The following is a 24,547-nucleotide window of genomic DNA, read 5'->3' on the forward strand; positions in this document are numbered from 1 at the left end:
ATGATCGCCATACCAACCACACCGCGCTTCGCGTTACCGTTACTTGCGGTGGCGCAAGCGCAGAAAGAGGTAACGTACAACGAAGCTTTGACGCTGCTCGACGCGTTGGTCCATGCGGCCGTCGAGGCCGGGCCGATCACCGCGCCGCCCGTGGATCCGGAAGAGGGGCAATGCTGGATCGTCGGTACGGCGCCGACGGGCGCCTGGGCGGGTCAGGAAAATGCGATCGCAATCCGGACCGGGGGCGGATGGCGATTTGCGCCGCCGCGTGAGGGGATGCGGGCGACGCGCCTGATCGACGGTGCGCAGCTTCGTTTCGACAGCGCCGCATGGGCCGTGCCGGCGACAATCACGGCGCCTTCCGGCGGGTCGACAATCGACTCCGAAGCGCGTAGCGCGATCTCTACACTGATCCTTCACCTCGCCGCGCAGGGTCTTCTGATTTCAGGCTGAATTTCGGTTCATTGACGTAACAAGTGCGACTTTTTGGCAACAGATTGACGATTTGTTCACTTGCACGGAACCAAAGCGGCGAGTAGGACGTCTGCCGAGACGTATATCTCAATTGAAAGGGGAATTATTATGAGGAAGCTTGCCGTCGCTCTGGCGTTGGCCTCCACCGCCCTGGCGTCGCCTGTTCTGGCGCGCGACAACTCTTGGTATGTTGGTGTGGGTGCTGGCGCAATGCTCGTCGAGGACCTGGATCTCGACATCGGCACGTTCAATAATGCCGGTACGCTTGATCATCGCGCTGGCTATGACGTCGAAGGTACCGTCGGGTATGACTTCGGCGGTTTCCGCGCGGAAGTCGAAGTCGGTTTCCGTGAAGCCGACATCAAGTCGGGCCGCTTCAGCGCGCCTGGTATCCCGCAGTCGGTCAATGGCTCGGGTGCGCTGGCTACTGGTTCGCGTGACCTCGCCGGCGATTCGAACGCGCTGAGCTTCATGGTCAACGGCCTGCTCGACTTCGGTGACGACGACGGCCTTCAGGGCTTTGTCGGCGGTGGTGTCGGTGTTGCGCGCGTTTCGGTTGAACCGGTCTATGCCGGTAACTTCCTCGACGATTCGGACACGGGCTTTGCCTGGCAGGCGATCGCGGGTATCCGCGCTCCGCTGACCGACAGCATCGACGTTGGCCTGAAGTATCGTTTCTTCAACGCCGACAAGATCGACCTGGTCGACCAGCTCGGTCGCGACGTTTCGACGCGCTTCCGTTCGCACTCGATCCTCGGTACGCTGACGTTCAACTTCGGTGGCGCACCGGAGCCGGTTGTGGCACCGCCGCCGCCGCCCCCGCCGCCGCCCCCGCCCCCGCCGCCTCCGCCGCCGCCGCCGGTCGTGGAATGCGCACCGGGACCGTATATCGTGTACTTCGACTGGGATAAGTCGGACATCACGCCGGAAGCGGCTTCGACGCTCGACAACGCGATCAGCGCCTACAACCGTGGTTGCACGGGTACGCAGGTCATGCTCGCCGGTCACGCCGACCGTTCGGGTTCGGCCAAGTACAACGTCGGCCTGTCGGAACGTCGCAACACCGCGGTTCGCAGCTATCTCACCGCTCGCGGTATCTCGGATGGCTCGATCAGCGCGCAGGGCTTCGGCGAAAGCCGCCCGGCCGTTGCAACCGCCGATGGCGTCCGCAACGACCAGAACCGTCGCGTGGAAATCACTTACGGTCCGAACTCGGGCATGTAAGGCCGGTTTCCGCTCCCGACAGGGACTGGAACGAACAAGAGGGGCGGTACCGAAAGGTGCCGCCCTTTCTTTATGCGCGCTTTGCGCCGCGACGGTGGCCTGGCGTCAATCCCAGATTCTGCTTGCTCGCCTGGCATTATGATATACCATTACGTCAAGGGCGCGAGATGGTCTTGGGCCCTCGATGAAGGGATGGGGGCCCGTCAATCGCGGCGCGTCCTTCCCCGAGCGGGAGAGAGACGATGCGCAAACGCCGCAGCATGTTCCATCGCAGCATTTTTCGCGCCGACCCCAATGGCGATCCTGACATCAACACCACCCCGCTGATTGACGTTATGCTGGTGATGTTGGTGATGTTCATCATCACCATCCCGCCGCCGACGCATAGTGTCGACGTCGATCTGCCTGGCGAGGCGCCGCCGATTGCGAAGGTCCTCGACGAAAATCGCGTGACGATCGATACCACCGACGTGATCCGCTGGAACAATGAGGCGGTCGATCTGGCGCAGTTGGGGATGCTGGTCAAAGAGGCGGCCGACCGGTCAGAGCCGGCGGCGATCCTGCTCGAGCCCGAGGCGCGTGCGCGCTATTTGCGCGTCGACGAAGCCATTGGAGCGATCCGGCGCAACGGCGGGTCGAAGCTCGGCTTTCCGGGCATCCAGAATTACGCCAGCCTGATCTGATCGTCCCGCTTCCTGCCGGCCGTCAGTCGGCGGGAGCTGTTCCTGGCCGGAGATAACGCATCATATAGCTGACATAATCGGCCTTGCCGAGCGGGACGCCCATATGGCGCAGGATCGCATAGGCCGCGGTGCGGTGGAAAGCGAATTGCGGCTGCGCCCAGTCGCGGACATAGTCGAAAGCGCTCATGTCGAAGATCATGCCGTTGGGCAGCGGGAAACTGACCGCCCGATCGAGGCCGGTGCCGAGCGCGGCGGGATCGACCGCGTCGAGGACCGCAAGCGTCGCCGCGATCTGCTCCTGCATTCCGGCGAAATCGATCGCGTCCTCGGCAAAATCGGGGACTTCGGCATCGGCAAGGCGAACCAGCGGCTGGAGCGCCTGGACGCATGTGAAGCGGACCTGCGAGGCGAGCGGGAACATGTCGGGCGCGAGGCGGGCGACCGCGAACTGCAATTCGCCGATGCCGTTTTCCTCCCCCCATGCGCGCGCGCGTGAAAGCTCTCCCGACAAGGCCCCCAGGCCATTTTGCCACGCCGGTACGGTCAGGTCGTAGAGCATCGTCATTCCTTCGGTCGATCGAACTTGTGTCAGGCGGCGGCGAGATTGTCCTGGAACTGGAGCCGCGCGAGGCGGGCATAGAGACCGTCGGCGGCGACGAGTTCGTCGTGCTTGCCTTCTTCGACGATACGGCCGTCGTCCATCACGATGATGCGGTCGGCGGCGCGCACGGTTGCAAGCCGATGCGCGATGACGATCGTCGTGCGGTCGTGCATCAGCGTTTCGAGCGCGTCCTGGACCAGCTTTTCGGACTCGGCGTCGAGCGCCGAGGTTGCTTCGTCGAGCAGCAACAGCGGCGCGCGGCGGAGCAGCGCGCGGGCGATCGCGACGCGCTGGCGCTGGCCGCCCGAGAGGCGTGCGCCGCCTTCGCCCATGAAAGTGTCGAGACCCTGCGGCAGCTTGCGCAGGAATTCCTCAGCATTGGCGGCGCGCGCGGCGTCCCACAAATCCTCGTCGGTCGCGGCCCAATTGCCATAGCGCAAATTGTCGCGCGCGGAGGCGGCGAAGATCACCGTTTCCTGCGGCACCATAGCGATGCGCGCGCGGATGTCGGCGGGGTCGGCTTCGGTAAGCGCGACGCCGTCGAGACGGATCTGCCCGCCCTGCGGGTCATAGAAGCGCTCGGCGAGCTGGAAGAGCGTCGACTTGCCGGCGCCCGAGGGGCCGACGATCGCGACGGTTTCGCGCGGGCGGATCGCGAGGCTGAAATCGTGGAGCGCGGGGGCGTCGGGTCGGGTCGGGTAGTGAAACTCGACATGATCGAACTCGAGCGTGCCGACGGGCGGTTCGGGGAAGGCGCGCGGTTCTGCGGGCGGCGCGATGCTCGCCTCGGCATTGAGCAATTCGCTGAGGCGTTCAGCCGCCCCTGCCGCGCGGAGCAGGTCGCCGTAGACTTCGGTGAGCGCGCCGAACGCGCCCGCGACCAGACCGCCGGTGAGCACGAAGGCGGCGATCGTGCCGCCGGTGATCGTGCCCGCGGCAACACCCGCGGCGCCGTACCAGAGCAAGGTCGTGATCGCCCCGAAGAGCAGGCCGATGACGATCGCGGTCATCATCGCGCGCAGCCGGATGCGGCGTTTGGCGGTCGCGAAATTCGCCTCGACCGCGGTGGTGAAGCGGTCGGCCTCGCGCGCTTCCTGCCCGAACGCCTGGACGATCTTCATCGCGCCCAATTGCTCGGCGGTGGTCGCGCCGATGTCGGCGACGCGGTCCTGGCTCGACCGCGAGACATTCTGGAGCTTTCGGCCGAGCAGCACGATCGGCATGATGATCACCGGAATACCGAGCAATATGCCGCCGGTGAGCTTGGGCGACAGGGTGAAGAGATAAGCGATGCCGCCGATCCCCATCACCGTGTTGCGGAGCGCGACCGAAACGGTGGTGCCGACGGTCTGTTCGATGACCGAGGTGTCCGATGTCATACGCGAGGCGATTTCCGACGGGCGGTTTTCCTCGAAAAAACCGGGCGCGAGACGGAGCAGGTTGCGCTGGACCGCCTGGCGGATGTCGGCGACGGTGCGCTCGCCGAGCCAGCTGACGAAATAGAAGCGCAGCGCGGTGGCGACCGCGAGCAGCAACACGATCACGTAGAAAAAGCGGAAATGCGGTGCGACGTCGCCGCCCCCGGCGACGAAGCCGCTGTCGATCATTTCCTTGAATTGATACGGAATCGCCAGCGTCGCGAGCGCAGCAATGCCGAGCGCGACAGCGGCGATCAGCAGCTGCAGCGGATAGCGGCTGGCATAGTGCCAGATCATGCGCAGGCTGCCGAGCTTGCGGCGGGGTGCGTCGGATTTTTCGGATGTGGTCGCCATGGACGACGGCCCTAGCAGTCCCGCCGATGGTGCTCAACGCCGCAGAATGGCACATGGCTTCAAGCGCTTTGAAGCGGGGCGACAGGATCGCGTCGAAAGGGAGCGCGGCGGCGTGCACCGCGCTCCCTTTCCGTCATCGGTTGTCGAGCTGCGCGCGCACCGCGCGGAGGCCCGCCTGCGTGATGCGGTACGGCGCGCCGTTTTGCGAGCCGATGAAACCGCGTCGCCTCAGCCGGTTGAACAGTGACAAACCAGTCGTGGCGAGCACATGCCCGTCGCGGGTGACGCACAGCGCCTCAACGATATGGCCGTTTTCGTCGCGCCGATGGCGGATCATGCCGCCTTGCGCCAGCACATGGAGCATACGCTGCTCCGCTTTCGAAATATTCATGGGATAGATCCGGGATTTTCAAGCAACAAAGGCGCGCCGACCCATTGGTCGCCGCGCTGCGCACATCCCGATTACGCCGGGATGTTAGCGGTTGCCCGCAATCTCAGACATATTCACTCCATCGGCGCATCATGCGCCGCGAAACGCAGAATATTCGACTTCGGCACGCCTCGCAACGATTTTGATGCATTGCACAATGAGGATCAGCCCCTAGACTGCTAACCAATGCGCAGGCGCCGAAGAGCGCCGCCGGGGTCACGCAAGGAACGATTTGAACATGCTTTATCACGCCTTTGACATGCAGAAGAACTGGCTCGCAGGGGCGAGTGCGCTCGCCACCGCGGGCGCGCAGGTGATGCAGCATCCGGCGAACCCGCTCGGCTATTTCAGCGGTAGCCCGATGTTCGCGTCGGCGCTCGAAGTCTTCGCGCACGCCTCGGCGCCGCGCGGCAAGCCGGGATTCGAGCTGTACGAAACCGTCGTCGACGGCGAAACGGTGCGCGTCACCGAGGCGATCGAGGCGCGCAAGCCCTTCGGCCAGCTCAAGCATTTCAAGCATAAGGGGTCGTCAAAGGGAACGGGCGCCGCCCCCAAGCTGTTGATCGTCGCGCCGATGTCCGGCCATTATGCGACGCTGCTGCGCGGCACGGTCGAGCGTATGCTGCCCGGCCATGACGTGTGGATCACCGACTGGCGCGACGCGCGCAACGTGCCGCTGGAGGCGGGCAAGTTCGATCTCGACGATTATGTAGACTATCTGATCTCGTGGCTCGAACATATCGGCCCCGGCGCGCATATGCTCGCGGTGTGCCAGCCGTCGGTGCCGAGCCTTGCGGCGGCGGCGGTCATGGCGGCAAACAAGAACAAGTGCCGGCCCAGGACGCTGACGATGATGGGCGGCCCGATCGACACGCGCAAGGCGCCGACCGCGGTGAACGAGCATGCGATGACGCGGCCGCACGCCTGGTTCCAAGAAAATGTGATCGCGACCGTTCCCGCCTATTATCCGGGCGCGGGTCGCCGCGTCTATCCGGGCTTCCTGCAGCTCGCGGGCTTCATGTCGATGAACCTTGGCAATCACATGATGAGCCATTGGGAGATGTTCAAACATCTGGTCGACGGCGACGGCGAAGGCGCCGACAAGACCAAGGAATTCTACGACGAATATCGCGCGGTGTGCGACATGACGTCCGAATTCTACCTGCAGACGGTCGACGTCGTGTTCCAGCGCCACTTGCTGCCCAAGGGCGAGATGACGCACCGCGGCCAACCGGTCGACGTCGGGGTGATCGAGGATATCGCGATCCTTGCGATCGAAGGCGAGCGCGACGATATTTCGGGGATCGGCCAGACCAAGGCCGCGCTGACGATCGCGAAGTCGCTGCCGGCGGACCAGAAGAAATATCTGATGGTCAAAGGCGTCGGCCATTATGGCATTTTCAACGGCCGCAAATGGCGCGAGGAGATTGCGCCGGTCGTTGAGAAATGGATCCGCGCGCACGGCGGGTAACGATCGGTAGTTGCCGTAATCCTCCCTGTGCCGCAGGCATGGTGAGGTGGCAGCGCGAAGCGCTGACGGAGGGGCTTTAGCGCTAACGTCGCGGCCCCTCCACCATTGCCTGCGGCGACGGTCCCCCTCCCCATCGCTGCGCGACAGGGAGGATATTCGCATCACCGTCACCTCCGGACTTGATCCGGGGTCCACGACGACGGCCCCGCTGTGGATCCCGGATCAAGTCCGGGATGACGAAGGTGGGGAAAGCAACGTCCGCTTCCCACCCTATAGCGGACGTTCGACACTGCTTCGGCGCGCCGTATTCAATGCCAGGGCGACGTCCGCACCGACCAGTAAACAACATACAGTAGTCCCGCCCAGAGCAGCAGGATGATCGCCATGCCGGCGCGGCTCGACGGGCGTTCGCTTGCGGTTTCGGCCGCGGCGTGAAGTTCGGCCCAGAGCGGATGAGGGATCAGGCGGCGCACGACCCACAGGCCGAGCGGCACGATCAGCAAATCGTCGAGCCAGCCCAGCACCGGAATGAAGTCGGGGATCAGGTCGATTGGCGACAGCGCATAGGCCGCGACCGCAATCGCGAGCAGGCGCGCGAGCCAGGGCACGCGCGGGTCGCGCGCGGCGAGCCAGGCGGCGTGCGCCTCGACCGCGAGGCGGTGGCCGAGGTCGCCGATACGTTCCGAAAGGGATTTGCCGGTCATCGCGATCTACACTAGCCTTCCTGCATGGCTATCCAACTGAAAAGCGCGCGTGTCGAACGCTGGCCGGTCGCGGGCGAGTTTGTCATCAGTAGCGGAGCCAAAACGCATGTCGATGTCGTCGTCGCCGAAATCGAGGGCGCCAAAGGAGATGGGGGCGCGCTCGGGCGCGGCGAGGGCACCCCGATCTATTATCTGGGTGAGGATGCGGCGGGGTGCCGCGATCAGATTTTGCGCGTCGCGCCGCATATCGCCGAACTGGGCGCTGCCGAGGCGCGTGCCGCGGTGCAGGAACTCATGGCACCCGGCGCGGCGCGCAACGCGCTCGACTGCGCGTTATGGGATCTCGAGGCGCGGCAGCGCTGTCTCAGGCTTTGGCAGCTTGCCGGCTCTGACGGCGCGCCGACATCGCGTGTCACCGCTTTCACCATCTCGCTCGGCACCCCCGGCGCGATGGCGGAGCAGGCGGCGACTGCCGAGGCCGACGGCTATCGTTTGCTGAAGTTGAAGCTCACCGGCGAAGGCGACCGCCTGCGCGTCGCGGCGGTGCGCAAGGGCGCGCCCGAAGCGCGACTGATCGTCGACGCCAATGAAAGCTGGCGCGACATCGACATTTTGAGCGAGGCCGAGGCGCTCGCAGACCTGGGGGTCGAAATGATCGAACAGCCGGTGCCGGTGGGTGCCGACGCGCTGCTCGATCCGATCTATGCGCCCATTCCCTTTGTGGCTGACGAAAGCTGTCAGACGGCGGCCGATGTCGCGCGGATCGGAGCCTTTTACGACGGTGTGAATATCAAGCTCGACAAGGCGGGCGGGCTGACCGAGGCGCTGCGGATTGCCGACGCCGCCGACGCCGCTGGGCTGTCGATCATGGTCGGGTGCATGTTGTCGACCAGCCTGGCGATCGCGCCGGCGTTTGTACTCGCACAGCGCGCCCGCTGGGTGGATCTCGACGGGCCCGCATTGTTGGAGCGCGACCGCGAGGGCGGGTTCGAATTTCGTGAGGGGCGGATCGCTCCACGCGTCTAGTAGATGCGTTCTTCCTCCCGCAAATCTTCGACGGTCGCCCCGGCCAAAATGGTGAGCAGCGTGATTGTGGCTCCGACGCTCCAAAAATGGCTGCCGACGGGAATGTTGATGGTAAAGAAGGGGATGAACAACCATCCCCGCGAAAGTCCTGCCGACCGAAATCGCCGCGCCGTAAGAAAGAAAAGAGCGATCCTATAGGCGAAGCCGACCGCTAAGAGGCTTACCCCGGATAATGTCGAGGGGAAGTGGATTGTGCCGTTGTGGCCGTAAAACCACAGCCCGGCGAGCAGCAGGATTTCGACGGGGATAACCAGCGGCAGCCAGCGACGATATTCGTCGCGGCTCGTCTCGCCGTGCCATGAAAAATGCCGTTCAAGCCATGCGCCCATGGCGACTTTTTAGCCGAGCATGGGCGCATGTCCAGATATGCTAAAGCGCTACCTCCGCGTGCTGGCCGAGTTCGCCTTCCTTCATCGTCATGCCCGTTGCCATCTTGAACAGGCCCTTGATGCTGGGGTCGGCGGTCCAGATTTCGGCATTGTCGAGATCGAAGCGCAAGAGGACGAGTTTCGGATCGTCCTTGCCGCCTTCGTACCAGGCTGCGATGCTGTTGTTCCACAATTTGTCGAGCACCGCGCGGTCGCTTTCTTGCACCAGCGTACCGGCTATACAGGCGAACAGGTCGTGGCCTTTCGACGCGAATTGCGCCATCGCAGGGCCGCCGCCCGAAAGCCGGTTGTCGGTTGCGGTGAAGAACCAGAAGGCGCTGTTCGCATCCTTGTCGAGCTGTGCGTTCATCGGGATATGATGCTCGCGCTCACCGGTCGCGCCGACCATAACATAGGGGCTGTCGGCCAGCGCCTTCCAGAATTGCTTTTTGATATCGTCGCTCATCGATTGGCTCCTTTGTGCCCCCCGATGATCGATCAACGCGGCCGAAGTCCGGTCGTTGCCCGGTTCAGCGCGGCTGCGGCTCTGCATAGCTGAAGACTTCATATTCGATGCCGTCGTGGTCGAGGAAATAGAAGCGGCGGCCGGGCGGGTGATCGTCATGGTTGAAGGTGGTGAGGCCGACGGCTTTGACCCGCGCCTCAATCGTGGCTAGATCATCGACCTGGATCCCGACATGGTTAAGCGGGGCTCCCTGGGGGTAGCGATCGCCGGCATATTTGCCGTCGGGTCCGCTGTAGACCGCCAGATAGGAACGGTCACTGCCGACATGGATTGCGGTGCCGCCGTCGCGGGCGCGGCCCCGCCACCGTTCGTGCCAGCCAAAGATCGCGGACATCAGTCCAGCGGTGCGGCCAGCGTCGCTGACCGTCAGGTTCACATGCTCGATGAAGGGGTACGTCACTTTACTCTCCTGATTCGCGTTGACGCACGGCTTATGAAAGCTCAAGTCAGGTTGAGATCAAGCGAAAAAAGAGAGCGAGGATCATGCATCGGACCGACCTGATCGCGATCGGCGAACTCGCGGCGCGCACCGGGGTCGCAGTGTCGGCGATCCGCTTTTACGAAGCGAAGGGACTGATCGAGGCGCTGCGCACCGGCGGCGGCCAGCGCCGCTTTCTGCGCGCCGACATCCGCCGCGTGTCTTTCATCCTCATCGCGCAGCAACTGGGGCTGAGCCTGGAGGAGATTGCCGCCGAGTTGGCGCAGCTTCCCGCCGGGCGGACGCCGAACGGTGCCGACTGGACGCGGATCAGCACCGGCCTCGGCGCGCGGATCGATGCGCAGATCGCGGCGCTTGAGCGCACGCGCGAACTGCTCGGCAATTGCATCGGCTGCGGATGCCTCTCGCTCAAGAAATGCGGCCTCTACAACCGCGAAGACAAGGCCGCGCAGCGCGGCGCGGGGCCGCGCTATGTGCTGGGCGACCGGTCGGGGGAAATAGCCGAGGTCGGCTGATGTTCCATGGTCGACAGGCATGGAAATGTGATGTTATACAGCATCATAAGCCGGAAATTGTCGTTTGGCTGGAGAGGCATCATGAAGAACGCTTTTTACCCGATCCTGTTCGCAGTCGCCGCAATGCAAGGCGCGCCAGCTTTTGCCGAGACGTCAGCCACCTCGTCGCTGCTCGGTAGCTGGGCGGTCGATACGGCGAAACTGACGACGCCGCCTGCCGAGCGTCCGAAGAGCGTCACGATCACCTATAGCGATGCGGGCGCGGGCAAGTGGCGGACCAAGGTGGAGGTCGTGCTGCCCGACGGCAAGGCGGTGGAGGCCATTTCGACCTATGTCCCCGACGGCACCGCGACGCCGGTCGAGGGCAATCTGGAGGCGGACATGGCGGCGACGCGGCTGCCCGAACCGCGCGTTATGGTGACCGCACTCGCGCGCGGCGGGCAACCTGGATCGATGCGCACCTACACCGTCTCGCCCGACGGCAAGACGATGACCGAGACGGTCGTCTATTTCACGCAGCAAGGCGTGCCCGCGATGCGGACCAATTATTTCAACCGCGTGCGCTGAGGACAGACATTGCTTCATTTTTCATCGTCACCCCGGATCGAGTCCGGGATGACGATGAATGAAGGATCGGCTCCGGACGCGTCAAACCGCAGCCAGGCGCTCGATCTCGGGCGCACCGGCGAGGCAGGGGCCGAGCTTCGCGCCGAGAGTGCGAAAATGGTCCGAGGCGCGGTGTGCTTCGACCGCGGCATCGTTGTCATAGCATTCGAGCACCTTGTACACGCCCGCCTCATTGGTGCGGAACAGCTTGTAATAGCTGTTGCCGGGCTCGTCCGCGTGCACCGCGGCGGCGAGTTCGGCGAACACGCCTTCAAAAGCCTCTTCCTTGCCGGGCTGGACGCGCAGCGTGGCGATTACACCGATGGCACTCATGGATTCTCTCCCTTGTGGTTCAGGCATTGAGGTCGGGGTCGACGGTCCAGCCGTCCTCGACCTGGATGCCGAAGCTGTTCAAAATCATCGAAACCTGCGTGTACTGGCCGACGGTCATGACGAGGTCCATGCGGCCCTTGTCGCCGAGCGGGGCGAGCGCGGCCCAGCTTGCGTCGGTAACGAAATGGTTGGCGGTGAGCTCGTCGGTCGCGCGGAGCATCGCGCGGTCGAGACCGTTCCAGCCGTCGGCGTCGGGACCGGATTTGATGCGCGCGATCTCGTCTTCGGTCAGCCCGCAGTCGAGGCCGATACGCTTGTGCTGCGTCCATTCATAACCCGAGCGGCAGTTGTAGCCGGTGCGCAGGATGACGAGTTCGCGGTCGCGGGGGGAAAGCGCGCTCCGCTTCGACAGGATATAATTGCCCCAGCCGAGGAAGGCGGTGAGCGCTTTCGGCGCATGGGCAAGGGTGCGGAAGATGTTGAGGATCTTGCCGCCCCCGACCTTGCCGCCTTCGGAGGCGAGGAAGGGCTCGAGCGCGGTGCGCTGGTCGGCATCGAGCCGGTCGAGGTCGACCGGCTCGATACGCGGTTTACTGAGTCTCACTTAACGGGCTCGCAAATCAGAAGACCTCGAACAGGCCCGCTGCGCCCTGGCCGCCACCGATGCACATGGTGACGACGGCATATTTGACGCCGCGGCGCTTGCCTTCGATCAGCGCGTGGCCGACGCAGCGTGCGCCGGTCATGCCGAACGGGTGGCCGATCGAGATCGAGCCGCCGTTGACGTTGAGCAGTTCGTTCGGGATGCCGAGCTGGTCGCGGCAATAGAGAACCTGTACGGCGAAAGCTTCGTTGAGTTCCCAGAGGCCGATGTCGTCCATCTTGAGATCGAAGCGTTCGAGCAGCTTGGGGATCGCGAAGACGGGGCCGATGCCCATTTCGTCGGGTTCGGTGCCCGCGACCGCCATGCCGACATAGCGGCCAAGCGGCTGGAGGCCCTTCTTTTCAGCGACCTTGGCTTCCATCAACACCGCGGCCGATGCGCCGTCGGCGAGCTGGCTGGCGTTGCCCGCGGTGATCGAAAAGCCTTCGCCCATCACCGGCTTCAGGCTCGACAGCCCTTCGAGCGTCGTGTCGGGGCGGTTGCACTCGTCCTTGTCGGCAACGACGTCTTGGAAGGTGACTTCCTTCGTTTCCTTGTTCATCACCGCCATGGTCGCCTTGCAGGCGACGATCTCGTCGTCATATTTGCCCGACGCCTGCGCGGCGGCGGTGCGCTGCTGCGACTGGAACGAATATTCGTCCTGCAGTTCGCGGCTGATATTGTAACGCTTCGCGACGACTTCGGCGGTGCCGATCATCGGCATATAGGTGTCCTTGTGCATCGCGATCAGCTCGGCGTCGGTCTCGATGAATATCTTGCCGCTGCCGCTGACCTTGGAGATGCTCTCGATGCCGCCGGCGACCGCGATGTCCTGGCGGTCGACGATGATCTGCTTCGCGGCGGTCGCGATCGTCATCAGGCCCGACGAGCACTGGCGGTCGATCGACATGCCGGGGACGGTGACGGGCAGGCCAGCGCGCAGCGCGATGAGGCGCGCGACGTTCATCGTCTGCGAACCCTGCTGCATCGCCGCGCCGAAGACGACATCGTCGATTTCGCCGCCTTCGATGCCGGCGCGCTCGACCGCGGCGCGGACCGCATGCGCACCCAGCGTCGGGGCGAGAGTGTTGTTGAACGAACCGCGTCCCGCCTTGGTCAGCGGGGTGCGGGCGGTGGAAACGATGACGGCGTCACGCATGATTAATCTCCTATGGCGGCCGGGAATCGCGCCGCGTTACTTTCCAAAGGGAGGTCGAGCGCGCCGCAGATCAGCGACACGCCGTGATAAAAGGCAACGAGCTGGACGATCTCGAGCGCTTGCACTTCATCGACAAGCGCGCGCAGCGCGGTCCATTGCGCATTGTCCAGTTTCTTGTGGTCGAGCAGGGCATCGACCGTTGCGATCAGTACCTGTTCGTCCGAGGGCCAGGCCGGGTCGTCGGCCGCGCCATGCACGGTGGCATGGACCTGCTGTGCGGTCAGGCCGACGTGCGCAGCAAAGCCCGCGATATGGACGCCCCATTCATATTCGCAGCCGCAACGTGCGGTGACCCGGTCGATAACAATCTCGCGCTGGCGCATCGACAGCGGGCTGCCCTTGTCGAGCAAGGAACCGCCGGTGAACTTGCCCCAGGCCCGATCGTTGGTAGCAAGGGTGGTGAACAGGGCGAGCGGTTCGGCGCCGCGCATCAGGATCGCCATGCGCTGCGCAAATTCGTCGGGGTAGGGCTTCGTCAAGGGGGCGATGCGCGCCACTGGGCGGATTCCTTCAAACGAAAAACTGGCTGATCCATTCGGCGATCAGGGCGGGCTTTTCCTCGCCTTCGATCTCGACGGAGACTTCATTGGTCTGCTGCCACTGGCCGGGGCGCTTTTCCTCGAGCTCGAGCAGCTTCACATGACTGCGCACGCGCTTGCCCGAGCGGACAGGGGAGAGGAAGCGGACTTTGTTGCAGCCGTAATTGACGCCCATCTTGACGCCGCCGACCTTGGGGCCGTCGGTGCTCGCGCCGAGCAGTGGCATCAGCGACAGGGTGAGGAAGCCGTGCGCGATCGTGCCGCCGAACGGCGTCAGCTTCGCCTTTTCCTCGTCGATATGGATGAACTGGTGGTCGCCCGTCGCGTCGGCGAACTTGTTGATCATCTCCTGATCGACGAGCACCCAGTCCGACGTGCCGAGATGCTCGCCGACCTTGGTCTGCAGTTCCTGCGGCGTGATGGTGGCCATATGTCATCCCCTGAAATTGCTGGTTCGGGGCGCGTTCTAGGCATCTCTTGCCGCGTTGCACAAGAGCCAAGCCCTGCAGCCGCGGCGCCGTAGCGTCAGCCGGGCTTTGCTGCCTTTGCCGCCGCCGCCTTTGGCTTTGGAGACTCGGAATAGGGCATGATCATGGTCCCGTCGGGCGCCGCGGTAAAGGTCGTCTGCGTCGGATAGGCGAACTCGTATCCGGCCTTTGCCATCGCTTCGAACAGCCGGATGCCGATATCGGTCCGCGCCGCGGCGACGACGTCGAACTCGTCGCTGAACACGTCGAAGAGCAATTCGAAATCGAGGCTCGACGGCCCGAAGGTCAGGAAGCTCGACCGGATGAATTCCTGGCCGCCGGCGACGACCTGCGCCTCGAGCAACGCCGGCAGGTCGCGCAGCATTTCGGGTGTCGTCTGATAGATCACGCCGATCCGGAAGGTGATCCGGCGGCGGTGGAGATGCGCGAAGTTGGTGATCTCCTTGCTCAGCAAATTGGTGTTCGAGATCACCAGCAATTCGCCGTTGAGCGAACGCAGGCGCGTGCTTTTGAGCCCGATGCGTTCGACCGTCGCGGTGCTCGTGTCATATTTGATCGTCTCGCCGACGCGGAACGGCCGGTCGAAGATGATCGATAGCGAGGCGAAGAGGTCGGAGAAAATGCCTTGCGCGGCGAGGCCGATCGCGATGCCGCCGATGCCGAGGCCGGCGATCAGGCCGGTGACGTTGACCCCCATATTGTCGAGGATGACGATCGCCGCGATCGCGAACAAGGCGATGCTGATCAGCAGGCGGATAATGCCCATCGCGTTGCTGAGCGTCTCGTTATTTCCCTCGGCGGCGCGGCGCTGGATCAGCCCGAGCACGATCTCGCGCGCCCAGATTGCGACCTGCAGCACGACCGCGACGGTAAAGACGAACTGGATCATCTGCATGATCACGGCGGGCGGCTGCGCATAACCGGCGACCATGCGGATCGCGATGATCGCGAGCACGGATGACTTGGTCTTGTGGATCACGCGTCCGGCGATGTGGGTCAACGTCATTTCGCCTGCGGCCGACTGCGCGTGCTTGAGCGCGAAGCCGCGAACCATCGACAGGACGAAATAGATGAGCAAGCCCGCACCGATCGCGATGCCGATCTGCAGCCAGTGGCTGTTTACCCATGTGACGCTCATGTCCCAATAGCGCTGGAGGTCGTCGATCGGATTGGTCGCGGCCGCCCTTGCAGGCGCGGCTTTCGGGGCGGCGGTGGTCGCGGCGGTGAGCAGGGAGAAAGTCAGGTCAGGTCCTCTTGGGTCGGATCAGGCGGATTGGAGCAGCACCGCGGCCGCGGGCGCCTGCTCCAGATAGGTCAAAAATCCACGTTCGTAACGCGAAAGATAGCGCGTCGCGCGCGGCAGGTTTCCGACAGCCGCGGCAAAGTCTTCGCGCGCTTGTGCCGCGGCGAGCATCGCGGGGTGGACATAGGCTTTGCGCGCGATTGCGGGGGTGTTGCCGAGGCGGCCCGCGACATGTTCGAGCATCGCCTTCAAGGTCGGCGGCTCCGGCGCGTCGTAAAGGAAGGCGAAAGCCTCGACGCTCGCCGACCAGGTGCGGAAATGCTTGGCGCTGAAATCTCCGCCCATCGCCTCGCGGATATAGGCGTTCACATCTTCGGACGCGACGGCGCAGAGGCCGTCGTCATCCTCATATTGAAAGAGATTCTGGCCGGGCAGGTCCTGGAGCCGGCGCACCAGCGTGGTGAGGCTGTGGTCGCTGATCGTCACTTCCTTCTTGGCGCCGCCCTTGGCGATATATTTGAGGCGGAGCGTCTTGCCCGACAGCTTCGCATGGCGCTGGCGCAGCGTCGTCGCGCCGAAGCTTTTGTTCGCCGCGACATATTGTTCGTTCCCGACGCGCAGCGCGGCAAGGTCGAGCAGGCGCACGACCGCCGCGACGACACGTTCGGAGCAGAGCGTCCGGCGGTTCAGATCGTCGACGAGGCGCGCGCGCAGCAACGGCAGCGCATGGCCAAAGGCGGCGCAGCGGTCATATTTGTCGGCCTCGCGCGCCATGCGGAAATCGGGGTGATAACGATATTGCTTACGACCGCGCGCGTCATAGCCGGTCGCGAGGATGTGGCCGTTCGGCGCGGGGCAGAACCACGCATCCTCATACGCCGGCGGCAGCGCGATCGCGTTGAGGCGGTCGATCTCGTCGCGGTCGCGGATGGTCTTTCCCTTGGCGTCGCGATAGCGCCAGCCGACGCCCGAACGCTCGCGGCTGATGCCGGGCAGGCTGTCGTCGACATGGACAAGGCGCGGTGCGGACATGGAGCAATAGCGCCTCGTCGCCGCCGATGGTTCCCCGATCGTGATGCGGCTTCCGCGGGTCAGGTCTCGCTACGACCCGTGGCGAAGATGGTGCGCGGTGCGGCGAGCAGGCGATCGCCGGCGCGCTGGGCGATACGCCGCCCCGGCACCTCGAGCGCGATATGGAGAAGGTGCGACGCGGCCAGCGTCAACAGGATGAAAGCCAGAATCTTGGCCGGATGGACCAGCGCCGGATCGTCGACGAAGAAAAGCTTGAAGAGGATCCACAAGAAGAAATGCGACAGATAAACGGCATAGCTGATGTCCCCCAGCCATTGTGCGATCCGGCCTGACAAGAGCGGCCGCGGCGCCGTCGATGCCTGCAGCGCAAGGATGACGACAGCGGTCATGATCAGCGGCACGGCCGCCGGCTGCGATCCGGCCACCCCGAACAGGAGCGCCGCGGCGCCAACGAGGCCCAGCGCGGTGCCATAGATTATCGCCGTGCCGTGGGGCCTTTCGCGCTGCGCCGTCCACCATTGGCAAAGAAGGATACCGATGCCGAATTCAACGAGACAGCGTAGCAGCCCGGTCGCCGGAATATCGTCGCCGATGCTCGTGCGGCCGGTTGCCGCGAACCACCATCCCAGACCGGTGGCCATCGCGATGATCAACGGAGGGAAGCTCCACGCGCCTCGCGGCAGCCGGGTCAGCCAGCCGCCCGCGACCGCCAGCAATAAATAGGCCGCCCATTCGGTTGAGATGGACCACGCCGGATCGTTCCATGTCAGCCCGTTGCCGAACCCCCAATTCTGGACCAGCAGAGAATGCGCCGGCAGCTCGGCGAAGCTGTAATGCGCGCCAGGGTCGCGCCCGCTGACCAGCAGCGCCACCGCGAACAGGACCATCGCCGACAGGATCGCGAGGTGGAGCGGGAAGATGCGGGCAAATCGCCGTATGATGAAGCGCGGCGCGGCGCGGATACCCTGATCGCGGAACTCGGCGCCATAGGTCCACCATAGCACGAACCCCGACAGCACGAAGAACAGGTCGACCGCGAGATAGCCCTCGGCCAGCACAGCAATAACCCGTTCGGGCAGGAAGCCCCCCATCGCGCTGCGGATATGGTAGAGCAGAACCATCAGCGCCGCGACCCCGCGGAGCCCGGTGAGGGTCGGCAGCATCTGACGCGGCATGGCGGCGACGCTCACGCAGTCACCACCCGGCGCGGGGTCAGCGGCCGCCATCCTGCTTCCTTCTCGCGGCGGCGGCAATAGGTCGTCAGCCCGATCTCGAGCGCCAGCATCATGTAGATGAAGGGCTGGAAGGCGATGGCGACGAACAGCGACCCGACCAGATAGACGATATGGCCGTGCTGCAGCGCGGTCGCGAGCGGGGCGATCCATTGCTCTTCGCCGCGCCGCGTTTTCAGGTAGCGCCGCCGAATCCGCTCCATCTGCACCAGCCCCGCGAAATGAAGGAGCAACCACATGGCGGTTCCCGGATAGCCCTGCTCGCCCAGCATCTCGAAATAGCTGGAGTGATAGGCGCGCGACTCTTCCTCATAAACGCTCGCGGTCTCGTCGGCGCGGCTCGCTTCCTTTTCGACGCGCACGCGATTTTGAAGAAAGGCGTTAAAGCCGCCGCCCATGGGATTGTCCTTCGCATAGTCCCAGGTCCACGCCCACACCGCGACGCGCGTCGAAGCCGACTGGTCGGACTTGTAGCCGCGGATCGTTTCCATCCGGTCGGTGTAGCTTTGCGGCAGGAAGGGGATAGCGGCGGCCGCGAGCAGCCCGGCGCCCGCGATGTAGAGAAGGCGGTGCTTGACCGCGCGCAGCGACAGCAGCGCGAGCACGAAGAGGCAGATCAGCCCGGTGCGCGCCTGGGTGCCGACAGGCAGCAAGGTGCAGGCGAAGACCAGCGCGAAGCAGAAGACCGACACCATCCGGTCGGGCGGAAAGATCGTCCCGTGGCGGCGATACCACAGGATCAGCGGGATGATCGATATGGCGACGCACGACATGGTGCTGCCCTCGTAAAGCCCGTAATTTTCGCTCAGCAGCAACCGAAGCGTGCCATAACCCCCGCCGCCCGCTGCGGTCTTGATGCCGCCCGCGATCGCGATCGCCGCCGCCGAGAGCAGCAGCATCAGCGCCAGCGCCTCGATCCGCAGCTTCGTCCGCAGCGTCAGCGGAAGGAAGATCGCCCAGATCAGCGCCTTCCACACCCAGCTCCACTTGTCCGCAGCCTCGACGGGGAAATCGGCATTGATGGTCGTCATCCAGCAATAGAAGAGGAGCATCACGAGCAAAGTCTGCCGCCCCGACCAGCGTGTGTCCTTCTTGTCGTCGGCCACGAGCCAGCCGGCGATCGCGAGCCCGAAGACGATCAGTGAAACCGGGATCGAGTTGATCAGGAAATAGCTCAGGCGCTGCGGCGCGACGATGTCGATATAGCAAAAGCACAGCACGAACAGGAATGGCTTCCTGAAGCCGATCCCGATGAAGGCGAACAGAAAGGCGACGAACGCGATGTCACGCATCGGGGCGGGCATCCTGTTCGGCATGTTCAGCGTCGCGGCGTTGCTGCCACAGCAGGCGCGGGCTGACCTCGCGATCGAGATCGTCGCGATAGAGCAGGCGCCAGAGCGCGATCGCCATCAGAACGTGCGTCAAGCCAAGGGAAAAATTGTCGACCATATAAGGCGTTGCCTACGCTATTGGGGTTGACGCCGCGTTAAGCCTTGTCTGTCAAAGCCCTGCATGATGACCCGAATTTTGCACGTCCTCGACCATAGCTTGCCCGCGCACAGCGGCTACACCTTTCGCACCCGCGCGCTGATGAAGGCGCAGGTGGCGAAGGGCTGGGAAGTTGCGGGGGTGACCGGCGTGCGGCATCCCGAGCCGGGTCCGGACGGCGAGACGGTTGACGGGCTGACCTTCTATCGCACCCCGCCGATTGCGCCCGCGCGCGCGCCGATCCGCGAGTGGCGCGAGATCGGGGCGCTGGCGAAGCGCGTCGCGGCGCTGGCGAGGGAATGGAAACCCGACGTGCTGCATGCGCATTCGCCCGTGCTCGACGGGCTCGCGGCGCTGCGCGTCGGCAAGAAACTCGACATCCCGGTCATCTATGAAATTCGCGCCTTCTGGGAGGATGCGTCGGTCGGCAACGGCACCGGGCGCGAAGGCAGTTTGCGCTATTGGTTGACCAAACAGCTTGAAACCCATGCCGTGAAATCGGCCGACGCGGTCGCGGTGATCTGCGAAGGGCTGCGCGGCGATTTGATTGCGCGCGGCATCGACGCGGACAAAATCACCGTGTCGCCGAACGGTGTCGATCTTGAGCTGTTTGGCGATCCGAGGCCCCGCGACGATGCGCTTGCCGACACGCTGGGCCTCGCGACCGACGACGCGGTGATCGGCTATATCGGCAGCTTTTACGATTATGAGGGGATCGACGACCTGATCGCCGCGATGCCCGCGCTGGTCGCGGCGCAACCGAATGCGCGGCTGCTTCTTGTCGGTGGCGGGCCGATGGAGGCGGCGCTGAAAGCGCAGGCGGCGGCGTCGCCTGCCGCCGCGCACATCCATTTCGTCGGCCGCGTGCCGCATCAGGAAGTCGAGCGCTATTATTCGCTGATCGATATTCTCGCCTATCCGCGCAAGAAAATGCGGCTGACCGATCTGGTCACGCCGCTGAAGCCGCTCGAGGCGATGGCGCAGGGCAAGCTGGTTGCCGCGTCCGACGTCGGTGGTCATCGCGAGCTGATCGAGGACGGCGCCACGGGCACCCTGTTCGCGCCCGACGATCCCGTTGCCGTCGCTGGCGCGCTTGCCAAGCTGCTGCAAAATAGGGAAATGTGGCCGGAGCGACGGCGGACAGCACGTATTTTTGTGGAAAGTCATCGTAACTGGTCATCAAACATTTTACGTTACGAGCCGGTTTACCAGCGATTGCTGCGCGGTGCATGAGCGCCGCGATTCGAAGTGACGACAAATGGCCGGTGGGCCGATGGATTTGGGACGATATGGAAGAAATCAGCGAGAATCGGGTCAAGGCGACAGCGACCGCGCTGCTGCGCGCGCTCCAGCCCGCGATTCCGGCGGTGATCGGCGCTGCGGCGCTCACCTTCCTGTTCGCCGCCGTGATGCCCTTTTCGTGGGTCGCGGGGATCAGCTGGAACCTCTATCTCGACCGCCTCTCCGACCTTTTCGTGCAGCCGATCGGCAATGGCGGGCGGCTGGCGCTTGCCTTCGGCATGTCGGCGGTCGCTGCGCTGATAGCGGGCCTCGTTGCGTTGCTGATCGCAAAGCCCGAAGCGGCAGGATTGTCTTCGTTGCGCGACCGTTTTCGCCGCGCCCGTGACGAAACGAGCGATGACGAAACGAGCGATGACGAACCGGTGCTGACGCGCCGCCGCGTCGACCTGCACCCCGACGATCCGCCGCGCCCGCCGATCCGCGCGGGACGCGATCTGCCGGCGGGCGGACTCGACGGAAGTGCTATTGTCGAACCGGCTGCGTCCGACCTGTGGTTGGACGAAGCCGAAGCCGACGAAGGCGATGAAGGTGATGAACTCGTGCTCGCCGATCTTGCGCCCGAAGAGGAATTCGACGGCGAGGCGCCCTGGCTGCAACCCGCCGTGATGACGTCGCCGCCACCGATGCCCGACCCCGCCGACAAATCGCTCGGCGCGATGGTCGCGCGTTTCGAAGCGGGGCTCACGCGTCGCCAGCAGGCCGCGCCCGCTTCGACCGCGGCGATTCCGGTGCCCGAAAGCGCGGAAGGCGCGGAAGCCGAGGAGCCCGAGGTCGACTTCGCGCTCGAAGCCGCGCTCAGCACCTTGCAGCGGATGACGCGCCAGTCGGTCGGCTAATCCTCGACCGTCAATATTTCGATGCGCAGCGTCTGCGGATCGGCCCCGCATTCCACTACGACATCGGCGACGATATGTCCGGGGAGCGTCCATTCGGCCGCGTTCAACCGGTCGTGCAGCGCGCGGCGGACCGCCTCGCCATCGCCGGCCGCGAGCACACACGGGAACAGGTGACGCGCGCCAACGAAACTCGCGCTCGCCCAGGGGCGAAAAGTCGATGCGCCCGGCGCCAGACCATGCGGCAATTCGCGGACAAGCAGATGGCGGAGCCGCCGATGCGGACAACCGGGACGCGGCGGTAAGGCAGGAGACCAGCGCATCATGCCCGTGCTCCCATCTCGATGCGGCGAAAGGCGCGGGTTCGCCGGTCGCCCTGCGGCGCGACCTGGCCCGCGCGCCGGTCGGCGCGCCATTTGTTCATGAAATGTTCCAGGCGGCATATCAGGTCGAGCCCCGGCTCGCGCCCCCCGCGCAAATCGCCGACGAGACGCGGGTCGTGCGCGGCGGCGCGGCCGAATACGCTCGGCGGCATCGCCGATTCCTTCAGGAATGCCTCGATCCGTTGCAGCAGGCTGCGCTCCATAAATTCCTCCCTGATCGCGCTGAAACCGGGCGACTCACCCGATAGGATATTTCCTATTTGATGCTCATTTTCCTACTTGTCTAGGAAAAATCCGTTTGCTAGAGACGAAATAGGAAGGACCAGCCCCCAGCGACCTATGGCCGATTTCGATCAGGATCCGCGCGCCGCGCTTGACCGCCTCTTGACTGAAAGGGGGCTCGACTATGCACGCATCTCGCAGGTGATCGGGCGCAACCCCGCCTATATCCAGCAATATATCAAACGCGGTTCGCCGCGGCGGCTGGCTGAGCAGGATCGCGCGCGCATCGCGGCCTATCTCGGCGTGTCCGAAGCGATGCTGGGCGGGCCGGTTCAGCGTGTCGCGACCCCGGCGCGGGCGCGGGGACCCGGAATGATATTGGTGCCGAAACTGGCGATCGGCGCCTCGGCCGGCGCGGGCGCCAGCGTCGATGGCGAAGCCGTTGAGGGTGAGGTCGCGTTCGACCCCAAATGGCTACGTGATCTGGGTGCCGATCCGCGCGCGCTCAGCATCATTCGCGTCGAGGGCGATTCGATGGCGCCGACGCTCGACGATGGCGACGATATATTGGTCGATGGCGGCGACGCGGCGGCGCGGCTGCGCGACGGCATCTATGTGCTGCGGATGGACGATGTGCTGATGGTGAAGCGCGTCGCACGCGCGCCGGGGCAGGGCCGCATTTCGGTGATCAGCGACAATCCGCATTATCGCAGTTGGGATGATCTGCCGATGACGTCGGTGCAACTGGTCGGCCGCGTCGTATGGACGGGCCGGCGGGTGCGGTGACTGTTTTCGCCTGACGGCGAAGGCGGCACCAGCCCGCTCCCCCACCCGGCCTCCCAATCCAGTTTACTCTGTGGGACGCCGGGTGGGGGAGCGGGCTGGTGCCGCGATCGATTTTAACGCGGCGCCGCCATCACCGCCTCGATCTCATGCTCCAGCACTTCGGCGCGCTGGCATTGATCTTCGTTGCCGTCGCGGCATTTCTCGGCCGCTTTGTCGCGCTGGCGCGACAGCTTGCCCATCTGTTCCTCACGCTTGCGCATTTCACGGCCGCGGTTGCGATCGGATTCGTCCTGGCTGGTCGTCGACCAGTCGGCGACCTGGCCGACGGCTTTCACCGGCGCGGTGACGACCGTCTTGACCGCGCTGATGCAGCCGGCGAGCAGGGGGGCGGCCATGACCGCCAAGATTAGAACGCGCATTTTCTTCTCCTCGCCGATGATGCCCCATCGCATAACCGCCGCGATCTGAACAGGATATTGCGACGGATTGGCGCCACGCGCGGCCAGCGTGTCACATCACTGAAATAAATGGTTAAAGCGGTGTTTACCAAGTCACTTTAGGTCGGAGCGCGAACAAGGTCGCAGATTGAAGAGAGATCGATGAACGCCATGGGATATGCCTTTACGCCATCGCCGGGCCACGCGTCCGCGATCGGCGCCGACGCGCATATGTCACAGGTCATCGACCTGTTTCGCGGCAATCCGCAGCTCCGCGCGCTTGCCGTGGTCGATGGCGAAGACCGGCCGGTGGGCATCATCCGCGAACAGCGGGTGCGCGAATTGCTCTTCTGTCCCTTCTGGTTTTCGCTGATGCAGAATCCGACGATCGGCGGCTCGATCGCATCGATGATCGAACCATGCCCCGTCGCCGACGTTGCGCGGTCGACGCCCGACCTGCTGCGCATCGTGGCGCAGTCGCCGGGGCAGCAAGAACTGATCCTCGTCCGGGCAGGGCGGTTCGTCGAGACGCTCGACAGCAGCCAGCTCGCCAAGTTGGCGATGTTGCGCGAGGTCGAATTGGCACAGGAACGTACGGCGCGCACGACGCAGATCGACGATGCGGGGCGGCAATTCCAGCAGGACATCACCGCGCTTACCGGCGCGCTGTCCGAGATGGCGCGCAAGGTCGAGGCGGTTGCGGGCACGCTGTCCGAACGCGCGCAGCAAACGGGGCGCGACGCGGTAACCGTCGCGGGCGCGACGGCGCAGACGCTCGCCGGGCTGCAGGACCTCGGCGACCGCGGCCACGCGCTCGCCGCGACCATGGCGAAGATCGTCGACGACGGATCGCGCGCCCGCACGGTTCGCGGCGATGCGCATCGCAAGATCAAACAGGCCAGCGATCGATCGATCGCCTTGAAAACGGCGAGCCAGTCGATTGAACAGATGCTCGCGTTGATCATCGACATGGCGAGCCGTACCAACATGCTCGCGCTCAACGCGGGGATCGAGGCAGCGCGCGCCGGCGACGCCGGCCGCGGCTTTGCGGTCGTTGCGTCGGAGGTTAAGACGCTGGCCAGCCAGACGCGTGCCGCCGCGGGTGACATCACCCAATATGTCGACCGGATCCGCGACATCGTGGAACAGGTCGCGGCGGGATTTGAAGAGGTCGAGAAGGCGATCGACGCCAACAACGGTTTTTCCGACGCGATCGACCACGCGGTTGACGGACAGAGCGCGACGACGCTGACGATCGCGAGCTATGTAGAACAGGCGGTCTTCGCGGGCCGCGAAATCGACGCGCGTGTTCGCGAGATCGGGCACGGCGCGACCGCCGTCGGCGATGGTGCGCAGGCGCTGGGCAAATTGTCCGCCGGGCTGACCGAGGCGGCATTGTCGCTCCACCAGCGCGCGCGTCACTTCGTCGAGGCGGTCGCGGCCGCCTGATTCGTCATGGCCAGACAAG

Annotated in this window: 31 protein-coding genes; 11 read left to right on the plus strand and 20 right to left on the minus strand. The window is 64.6% G+C overall.

The window, feature by feature from the left end; translation table 11 throughout:
• The 3 genes from ACREBX_RS04180 (at position 1) to ACREBX_RS04190 (ending at position 2,381) form a co-directional block, all read left to right on the plus strand.
• Positions 1–453 carry a DUF2793 domain-containing protein gene (locus ACREBX_RS04180; RefSeq protein WP_431560495.1) on the plus strand — a complete coding sequence of 151 codons (453 nt, stop codon included), beginning with the start codon at positions 1–3 and terminating at the stop codon, positions 451–453.
• A 129-nt stretch (positions 454–582) separates the two neighbouring features.
• Positions 583–1,698, plus strand: coding sequence for an OmpA family protein (locus ACREBX_RS04185; RefSeq protein ID WP_431560496.1), 1,116 nt, complete (start codon positions 583–585; stop codon positions 1,696–1,698).
• Between the two features lie 242 nt (positions 1,699–1,940).
• Complete coding sequence (locus tag ACREBX_RS04190; RefSeq protein WP_431560497.1) at positions 1,941–2,381, plus strand: ExbD/TolR family protein; 441 nt, start codon at positions 1,941–1,943, stop codon at positions 2,379–2,381.
• A 22-nt stretch (positions 2,382–2,403) separates the two neighbouring features.
• Here ACREBX_RS04190 and ACREBX_RS04195 read toward each other — a convergent pair whose 3' ends face one another.
• The 3 genes from ACREBX_RS04195 to ACREBX_RS04205 all read right to left on the minus strand — a co-directional run bounded on the left by ACREBX_RS04195 (position 2,404) and on the right by ACREBX_RS04205 (position 5,145).
• Complete coding sequence (locus ACREBX_RS04195) at positions 2,404–2,946, minus strand: DUF1993 domain-containing protein (RefSeq protein WP_431560498.1); 543 nt, start codon at positions 2,944–2,946, stop codon at positions 2,404–2,406.
• Positions 2,947–2,969: 23 nt separating this feature from the next.
• Positions 2,970–4,754, minus strand: coding sequence for an ABC transporter transmembrane domain-containing protein (locus tag ACREBX_RS04200; protein WP_431560499.1), 1,785 nt, complete (start codon positions 4,752–4,754; stop codon positions 2,970–2,972).
• A 133-nt stretch (positions 4,755–4,887) separates the two neighbouring features.
• Positions 4,888–5,145, minus strand: a complete 258-nt coding sequence (locus ACREBX_RS04205) for a YjhX family toxin (RefSeq protein ID WP_431560500.1) — start codon at positions 5,143–5,145, stop codon at positions 4,888–4,890.
• A gap of 277 nt (positions 5,146–5,422) precedes the next feature.
• Here ACREBX_RS04205 and ACREBX_RS04210 point away from each other — a divergent pair, with 277 nt between their 5' ends.
• Entirely contained in the window at positions 5,423–6,655 is a 1,233-nt protein-coding gene (locus tag ACREBX_RS04210) for a polyhydroxyalkanoate depolymerase (RefSeq protein ID WP_431560501.1), read from the plus strand.
• A gap of 308 nt (positions 6,656–6,963) precedes the next feature.
• On the opposite strand, the gene ACREBX_RS04215 is transcribed toward ACREBX_RS04210, so the two are convergent.
• Entirely contained in the window at positions 6,964–7,359 is a 396-nt protein-coding gene (locus ACREBX_RS04215) for a YkvA family protein (RefSeq protein WP_431560502.1), read from the minus strand.
• A gap of 24 nt (positions 7,360–7,383) precedes the next feature.
• On the opposite strand from ACREBX_RS04215, the gene ACREBX_RS04220 reads away from it, so the two are divergent.
• Positions 7,384–8,385, plus strand: a complete 1,002-nt coding sequence (locus tag ACREBX_RS04220) for a dipeptide epimerase (RefSeq protein ID WP_431560503.1) — start codon at positions 7,384–7,386, stop codon at positions 8,383–8,385.
• On the opposite strand, the gene ACREBX_RS04225 is transcribed toward ACREBX_RS04220, so the two are convergent.
• The 3 genes from ACREBX_RS04225 to ACREBX_RS04235 all read right to left on the minus strand — a co-directional run bounded on the left by ACREBX_RS04225 (position 8,382) and on the right by ACREBX_RS04235 (position 9,739).
• The gene (locus ACREBX_RS04225) at positions 8,382–8,774 is read right to left on the minus strand and encodes a hypothetical protein (protein ID WP_431560504.1); all 393 of its coding nucleotides are present in this window, start codon (positions 8,772–8,774) and stop codon (positions 8,382–8,384) included. The genes ACREBX_RS04220 and ACREBX_RS04225 overlap by 4 nt on opposite strands.
• Positions 8,775–8,814: 40 nt before the next feature.
• Complete coding sequence (locus ACREBX_RS04230) at positions 8,815–9,279, minus strand: pyridoxamine 5'-phosphate oxidase family protein (protein WP_431560505.1); 465 nt, start codon at positions 9,277–9,279, stop codon at positions 8,815–8,817.
• A 64-nt stretch (positions 9,280–9,343) separates the two neighbouring features.
• On the minus strand, positions 9,344–9,739 hold the full coding sequence (locus ACREBX_RS04235; RefSeq protein ID WP_431560506.1) for a VOC family protein: 396 nt from the start codon (positions 9,737–9,739) through the stop codon (positions 9,344–9,346).
• 83 nt (positions 9,740–9,822) lie between these two features.
• Between ACREBX_RS04235 and soxR the strand changes: the two genes are divergently transcribed.
• Both soxR and ACREBX_RS04245 read left to right on the plus strand, forming a co-directional pair.
• Positions 9,823–10,293: a redox-sensitive transcriptional activator SoxR gene (gene soxR, locus ACREBX_RS04240; RefSeq protein ID WP_431560507.1), complete on the plus strand. Its 471-nt coding sequence runs from the start codon at positions 9,823–9,825 to the stop codon at positions 10,291–10,293.
• Positions 10,294–10,374: 81 nt separating this feature from the next.
• Complete coding sequence (locus ACREBX_RS04245) at positions 10,375–10,860, plus strand: hypothetical protein (protein WP_431560508.1); 486 nt, start codon at positions 10,375–10,377, stop codon at positions 10,858–10,860.
• An 81-nt stretch (positions 10,861–10,941) separates the two neighbouring features.
• Here the strand turns inward: ACREBX_RS04245 and ACREBX_RS04250 are convergent, their stop codons facing one another.
• From ACREBX_RS04250 to ACREBX_RS04295, 10 genes are all read right to left on the minus strand, one after another.
• Positions 10,942–11,232, minus strand: a complete 291-nt coding sequence (locus ACREBX_RS04250; protein WP_431560509.1) for a putative quinol monooxygenase — start codon at positions 11,230–11,232, stop codon at positions 10,942–10,944.
• A 19-nt stretch (positions 11,233–11,251) separates the two neighbouring features.
• Positions 11,252–11,836, minus strand: a complete 585-nt coding sequence (locus tag ACREBX_RS04255; protein WP_431560510.1) for a carboxymuconolactone decarboxylase family protein — start codon at positions 11,834–11,836, stop codon at positions 11,252–11,254.
• A gap of 16 nt (positions 11,837–11,852) precedes the next feature.
• Entirely contained in the window at positions 11,853–13,034 is a 1,182-nt protein-coding gene (locus tag ACREBX_RS04260; RefSeq protein ID WP_431560511.1) for an acetyl-CoA C-acyltransferase, read from the minus strand.
• Between the two features lie 2 nt (positions 13,035–13,036).
• Positions 13,037–13,591, minus strand: coding sequence for a carboxymuconolactone decarboxylase family protein (locus ACREBX_RS04265; protein WP_431560512.1), 555 nt, complete (start codon positions 13,589–13,591; stop codon positions 13,037–13,039).
• A gap of 13 nt (positions 13,592–13,604) precedes the next feature.
• On the minus strand, positions 13,605–14,063 hold the full coding sequence (locus tag ACREBX_RS04270) for a MaoC family dehydratase (RefSeq protein ID WP_137891928.1): 459 nt from the start codon (positions 14,061–14,063) through the stop codon (positions 13,605–13,607).
• Between the two features lie 95 nt (positions 14,064–14,158).
• Positions 14,159–15,259: a mechanosensitive ion channel family protein gene (locus ACREBX_RS04275; RefSeq protein ID WP_431560513.1), complete on the minus strand. Its 1,101-nt coding sequence runs from the start codon at positions 15,257–15,259 to the stop codon at positions 14,159–14,161.
• A gap of 126 nt (positions 15,260–15,385) precedes the next feature.
• Positions 15,386–16,396 (minus strand): DNA topoisomerase IB, encoded by a 1,011-nt coding sequence (locus tag ACREBX_RS04280; RefSeq protein ID WP_431560514.1) that lies wholly within the window; start codon positions 16,394–16,396, stop codon positions 15,386–15,388.
• Between the two features lie 59 nt (positions 16,397–16,455).
• On the minus strand, positions 16,456–17,622 hold the full coding sequence (locus ACREBX_RS04285; protein ID WP_431560515.1) for an acyltransferase family protein: 1,167 nt from the start codon (positions 17,620–17,622) through the stop codon (positions 16,456–16,458).
• Positions 17,583–18,920: a putative O-glycosylation ligase, exosortase A system-associated gene (locus tag ACREBX_RS04290; protein ID WP_431560516.1), complete on the minus strand. Its 1,338-nt coding sequence runs from the start codon at positions 18,918–18,920 to the stop codon at positions 17,583–17,585. Before ACREBX_RS04290 ends, ACREBX_RS04285 begins: the two co-directional genes overlap by 40 nt.
• Positions 18,913–19,038 (minus strand): hypothetical protein, encoded by a 126-nt coding sequence (locus ACREBX_RS04295; RefSeq protein WP_431560517.1) that lies wholly within the window; start codon positions 19,036–19,038, stop codon positions 18,913–18,915. The genes ACREBX_RS04290 and ACREBX_RS04295 overlap by 8 nt, the downstream gene beginning before the upstream one ends.
• Positions 19,039–19,143: 105 nt before the next feature.
• Between ACREBX_RS04295 and ACREBX_RS04300 the strand changes: the two genes are divergently transcribed.
• Both ACREBX_RS04300 and ACREBX_RS04305 read left to right on the plus strand, forming a co-directional pair.
• Positions 19,144–20,349 (plus strand): TIGR04063 family PEP-CTERM/XrtA system glycosyltransferase, encoded by a 1,206-nt coding sequence (locus ACREBX_RS04300; RefSeq protein WP_431560629.1) that lies wholly within the window; start codon positions 19,144–19,146, stop codon positions 20,347–20,349.
• Positions 20,350–20,405: 56 nt separating this feature from the next.
• Positions 20,406–21,254, plus strand: coding sequence for a hypothetical protein (locus tag ACREBX_RS04305; protein WP_431560518.1), 849 nt, complete (start codon positions 20,406–20,408; stop codon positions 21,252–21,254).
• On the opposite strand, the gene ACREBX_RS04310 is transcribed toward ACREBX_RS04305, so the two are convergent.
• Together ACREBX_RS04310 and ACREBX_RS04315 are read right to left on the minus strand one after the other, a co-directional pair.
• Positions 21,251–21,577 (minus strand): hypothetical protein, encoded by a 327-nt coding sequence (locus ACREBX_RS04310; protein WP_431560519.1) that lies wholly within the window; start codon positions 21,575–21,577, stop codon positions 21,251–21,253. The genes ACREBX_RS04305 and ACREBX_RS04310 overlap by 4 nt on opposite strands.
• Positions 21,574–21,837, minus strand: a complete 264-nt coding sequence (locus ACREBX_RS04315) for a hypothetical protein (protein WP_431560520.1) — start codon at positions 21,835–21,837, stop codon at positions 21,574–21,576. The genes ACREBX_RS04310 and ACREBX_RS04315 overlap by 4 nt, the downstream gene beginning before the upstream one ends.
• Positions 21,838–21,973: 136 nt before the next feature.
• Here ACREBX_RS04315 and ACREBX_RS04320 point away from each other — a divergent pair, with 136 nt between their 5' ends.
• Entirely contained in the window at positions 21,974–22,642 is a 669-nt protein-coding gene (locus ACREBX_RS04320; RefSeq protein WP_431560521.1) for a S24 family peptidase, read from the plus strand.
• A 113-nt stretch (positions 22,643–22,755) separates the two neighbouring features.
• Here ACREBX_RS04320 and ACREBX_RS04325 read toward each other — a convergent pair whose 3' ends face one another.
• Complete coding sequence (locus tag ACREBX_RS04325) at positions 22,756–23,061, minus strand: hypothetical protein (protein WP_431560522.1); 306 nt, start codon at positions 23,059–23,061, stop codon at positions 22,756–22,758.
• Between the two features lie 180 nt (positions 23,062–23,241).
• On the opposite strand from ACREBX_RS04325, the gene ACREBX_RS04330 reads away from it, so the two are divergent.
• The gene (locus tag ACREBX_RS04330) at positions 23,242–24,528 is read left to right on the plus strand and encodes a methyl-accepting chemotaxis protein (RefSeq protein ID WP_431560523.1); all 1,287 of its coding nucleotides are present in this window, start codon (positions 23,242–23,244) and stop codon (positions 24,526–24,528) included.
• Positions 24,529–24,547: the final 19 nt, after the last annotated feature.

It is taken from the genome of Sphingopyxis sp. (assembly GCF_050725655.1).
Taxonomy (GTDB): domain Bacteria; phylum Pseudomonadota; class Alphaproteobacteria; order Sphingomonadales; family Sphingomonadaceae; genus Sphingopyxis.

What these genes read in the sequence shown, in the direction of transcription:
- ACREBX_RS04215 (WP_431560502.1), bottom strand. Translation starts at nt 7,359, where the DNA reads ATGACCGGCAAATCCCTTTCGGAACGTATCGGCGACCTCGGCCACCGC.
- ACREBX_RS04320 (WP_431560521.1), top strand. Translation starts at nt 21,974, where the DNA reads ATGGCCGATTTCGATCAGGATCCGCGCGCCGCGCTTGACCGCCTCTTG.
- ACREBX_RS04305 (WP_431560518.1), top strand. Translation starts at nt 20,406, where the DNA reads ATGGAAGAAATCAGCGAGAATCGGGTCAAGGCGACAGCGACCGCGCTG.
- ACREBX_RS04225 (WP_431560504.1), bottom strand. Translation starts at nt 8,774, where the DNA reads ATGGGCGCATGGCTTGAACGGCATTTTTCATGGCACGGCGAGACGAGC.
- ACREBX_RS04190 (WP_431560497.1), top strand. Translation starts at nt 1,941, where the DNA reads ATGCGCAAACGCCGCAGCATGTTCCATCGCAGCATTTTTCGCGCCGAC.
- ACREBX_RS04195 (WP_431560498.1), bottom strand. Translation starts at nt 2,946, where the DNA reads ATGACGATGCTCTACGACCTGACCGTACCGGCGTGGCAAAATGGCCTG.
- ACREBX_RS04180 (WP_431560495.1), top strand. Translation starts at nt 1, where the DNA reads ATGATCGCCATACCAACCACACCGCGCTTCGCGTTACCGTTACTTGCG.
- ACREBX_RS04260 (WP_431560511.1), bottom strand. Translation starts at nt 13,034, where the DNA reads ATGCGTGACGCCGTCATCGTTTCCACCGCCCGCACCCCGCTGACCAAG.
- ACREBX_RS04205 (WP_431560500.1), bottom strand. Translation starts at nt 5,145, where the DNA reads ATGAATATTTCGAAAGCGGAGCAGCGTATGCTCCATGTGCTGGCGCAA.
- ACREBX_RS04325 (WP_431560522.1), bottom strand. Translation starts at nt 23,061, where the DNA reads ATGCGCGTTCTAATCTTGGCGGTCATGGCCGCCCCCCTGCTCGCCGGC.
- ACREBX_RS04310 (WP_431560519.1), bottom strand. Translation starts at nt 21,577, where the DNA reads ATGATGCGCTGGTCTCCTGCCTTACCGCCGCGTCCCGGTTGTCCGCAT.
- ACREBX_RS04200 (WP_431560499.1), bottom strand. Translation starts at nt 4,754, where the DNA reads ATGGCGACCACATCCGAAAAATCCGACGCACCCCGCCGCAAGCTCGGC.
- ACREBX_RS04185 (WP_431560496.1), top strand. Translation starts at nt 583, where the DNA reads ATGAGGAAGCTTGCCGTCGCTCTGGCGTTGGCCTCCACCGCCCTGGCG.
- ACREBX_RS04295 (WP_431560517.1), bottom strand. Translation starts at nt 19,038, where the DNA reads ATGGCGATCGCGCTCTGGCGCCTGCTCTATCGCGACGATCTCGATCGC.
- ACREBX_RS04280 (WP_431560514.1), bottom strand. Translation starts at nt 16,396, where the DNA reads ATGTCCGCACCGCGCCTTGTCCATGTCGACGACAGCCTGCCCGGCATC.
- ACREBX_RS04275 (WP_431560513.1), bottom strand. Translation starts at nt 15,259, where the DNA reads ATGAGCGTCACATGGGTAAACAGCCACTGGCTGCAGATCGGCATCGCG.
- ACREBX_RS04270 (WP_137891928.1), bottom strand. Translation starts at nt 14,063, where the DNA reads ATGGCCACCATCACGCCGCAGGAACTGCAGACCAAGGTCGGCGAGCAT.
- ACREBX_RS04330 (WP_431560523.1), top strand. Translation starts at nt 23,242, where the DNA reads ATGAACGCCATGGGATATGCCTTTACGCCATCGCCGGGCCACGCGTCC.
- ACREBX_RS04245 (WP_431560508.1), top strand. Translation starts at nt 10,375, where the DNA reads ATGAAGAACGCTTTTTACCCGATCCTGTTCGCAGTCGCCGCAATGCAA.
- soxR (WP_431560507.1), top strand. Translation starts at nt 9,823, where the DNA reads ATGCATCGGACCGACCTGATCGCGATCGGCGAACTCGCGGCGCGCACC.
- ACREBX_RS04300 (WP_431560629.1), top strand. Translation starts at nt 19,144, where the DNA reads ATGACCCGAATTTTGCACGTCCTCGACCATAGCTTGCCCGCGCACAGC.
- ACREBX_RS04315 (WP_431560520.1), bottom strand. Translation starts at nt 21,837, where the DNA reads ATGGAGCGCAGCCTGCTGCAACGGATCGAGGCATTCCTGAAGGAATCG.
- ACREBX_RS04290 (WP_431560516.1), bottom strand. Translation starts at nt 18,920, where the DNA reads ATGCGTGACATCGCGTTCGTCGCCTTTCTGTTCGCCTTCATCGGGATC.
- ACREBX_RS04285 (WP_431560515.1), bottom strand. Translation starts at nt 17,622, where the DNA reads ATGGCGGCCGCTGACCCCGCGCCGGGTGGTGACTGCGTGAGCGTCGCC.
- ACREBX_RS04250 (WP_431560509.1), bottom strand. Translation starts at nt 11,232, where the DNA reads ATGAGTGCCATCGGTGTAATCGCCACGCTGCGCGTCCAGCCCGGCAAG.
- ACREBX_RS04220 (WP_431560503.1), top strand. Translation starts at nt 7,384, where the DNA reads ATGGCTATCCAACTGAAAAGCGCGCGTGTCGAACGCTGGCCGGTCGCG.
- ACREBX_RS04210 (WP_431560501.1), top strand. Translation starts at nt 5,423, where the DNA reads ATGCTTTATCACGCCTTTGACATGCAGAAGAACTGGCTCGCAGGGGCG.
- ACREBX_RS04230 (WP_431560505.1), bottom strand. Translation starts at nt 9,279, where the DNA reads ATGAGCGACGATATCAAAAAGCAATTCTGGAAGGCGCTGGCCGACAGC.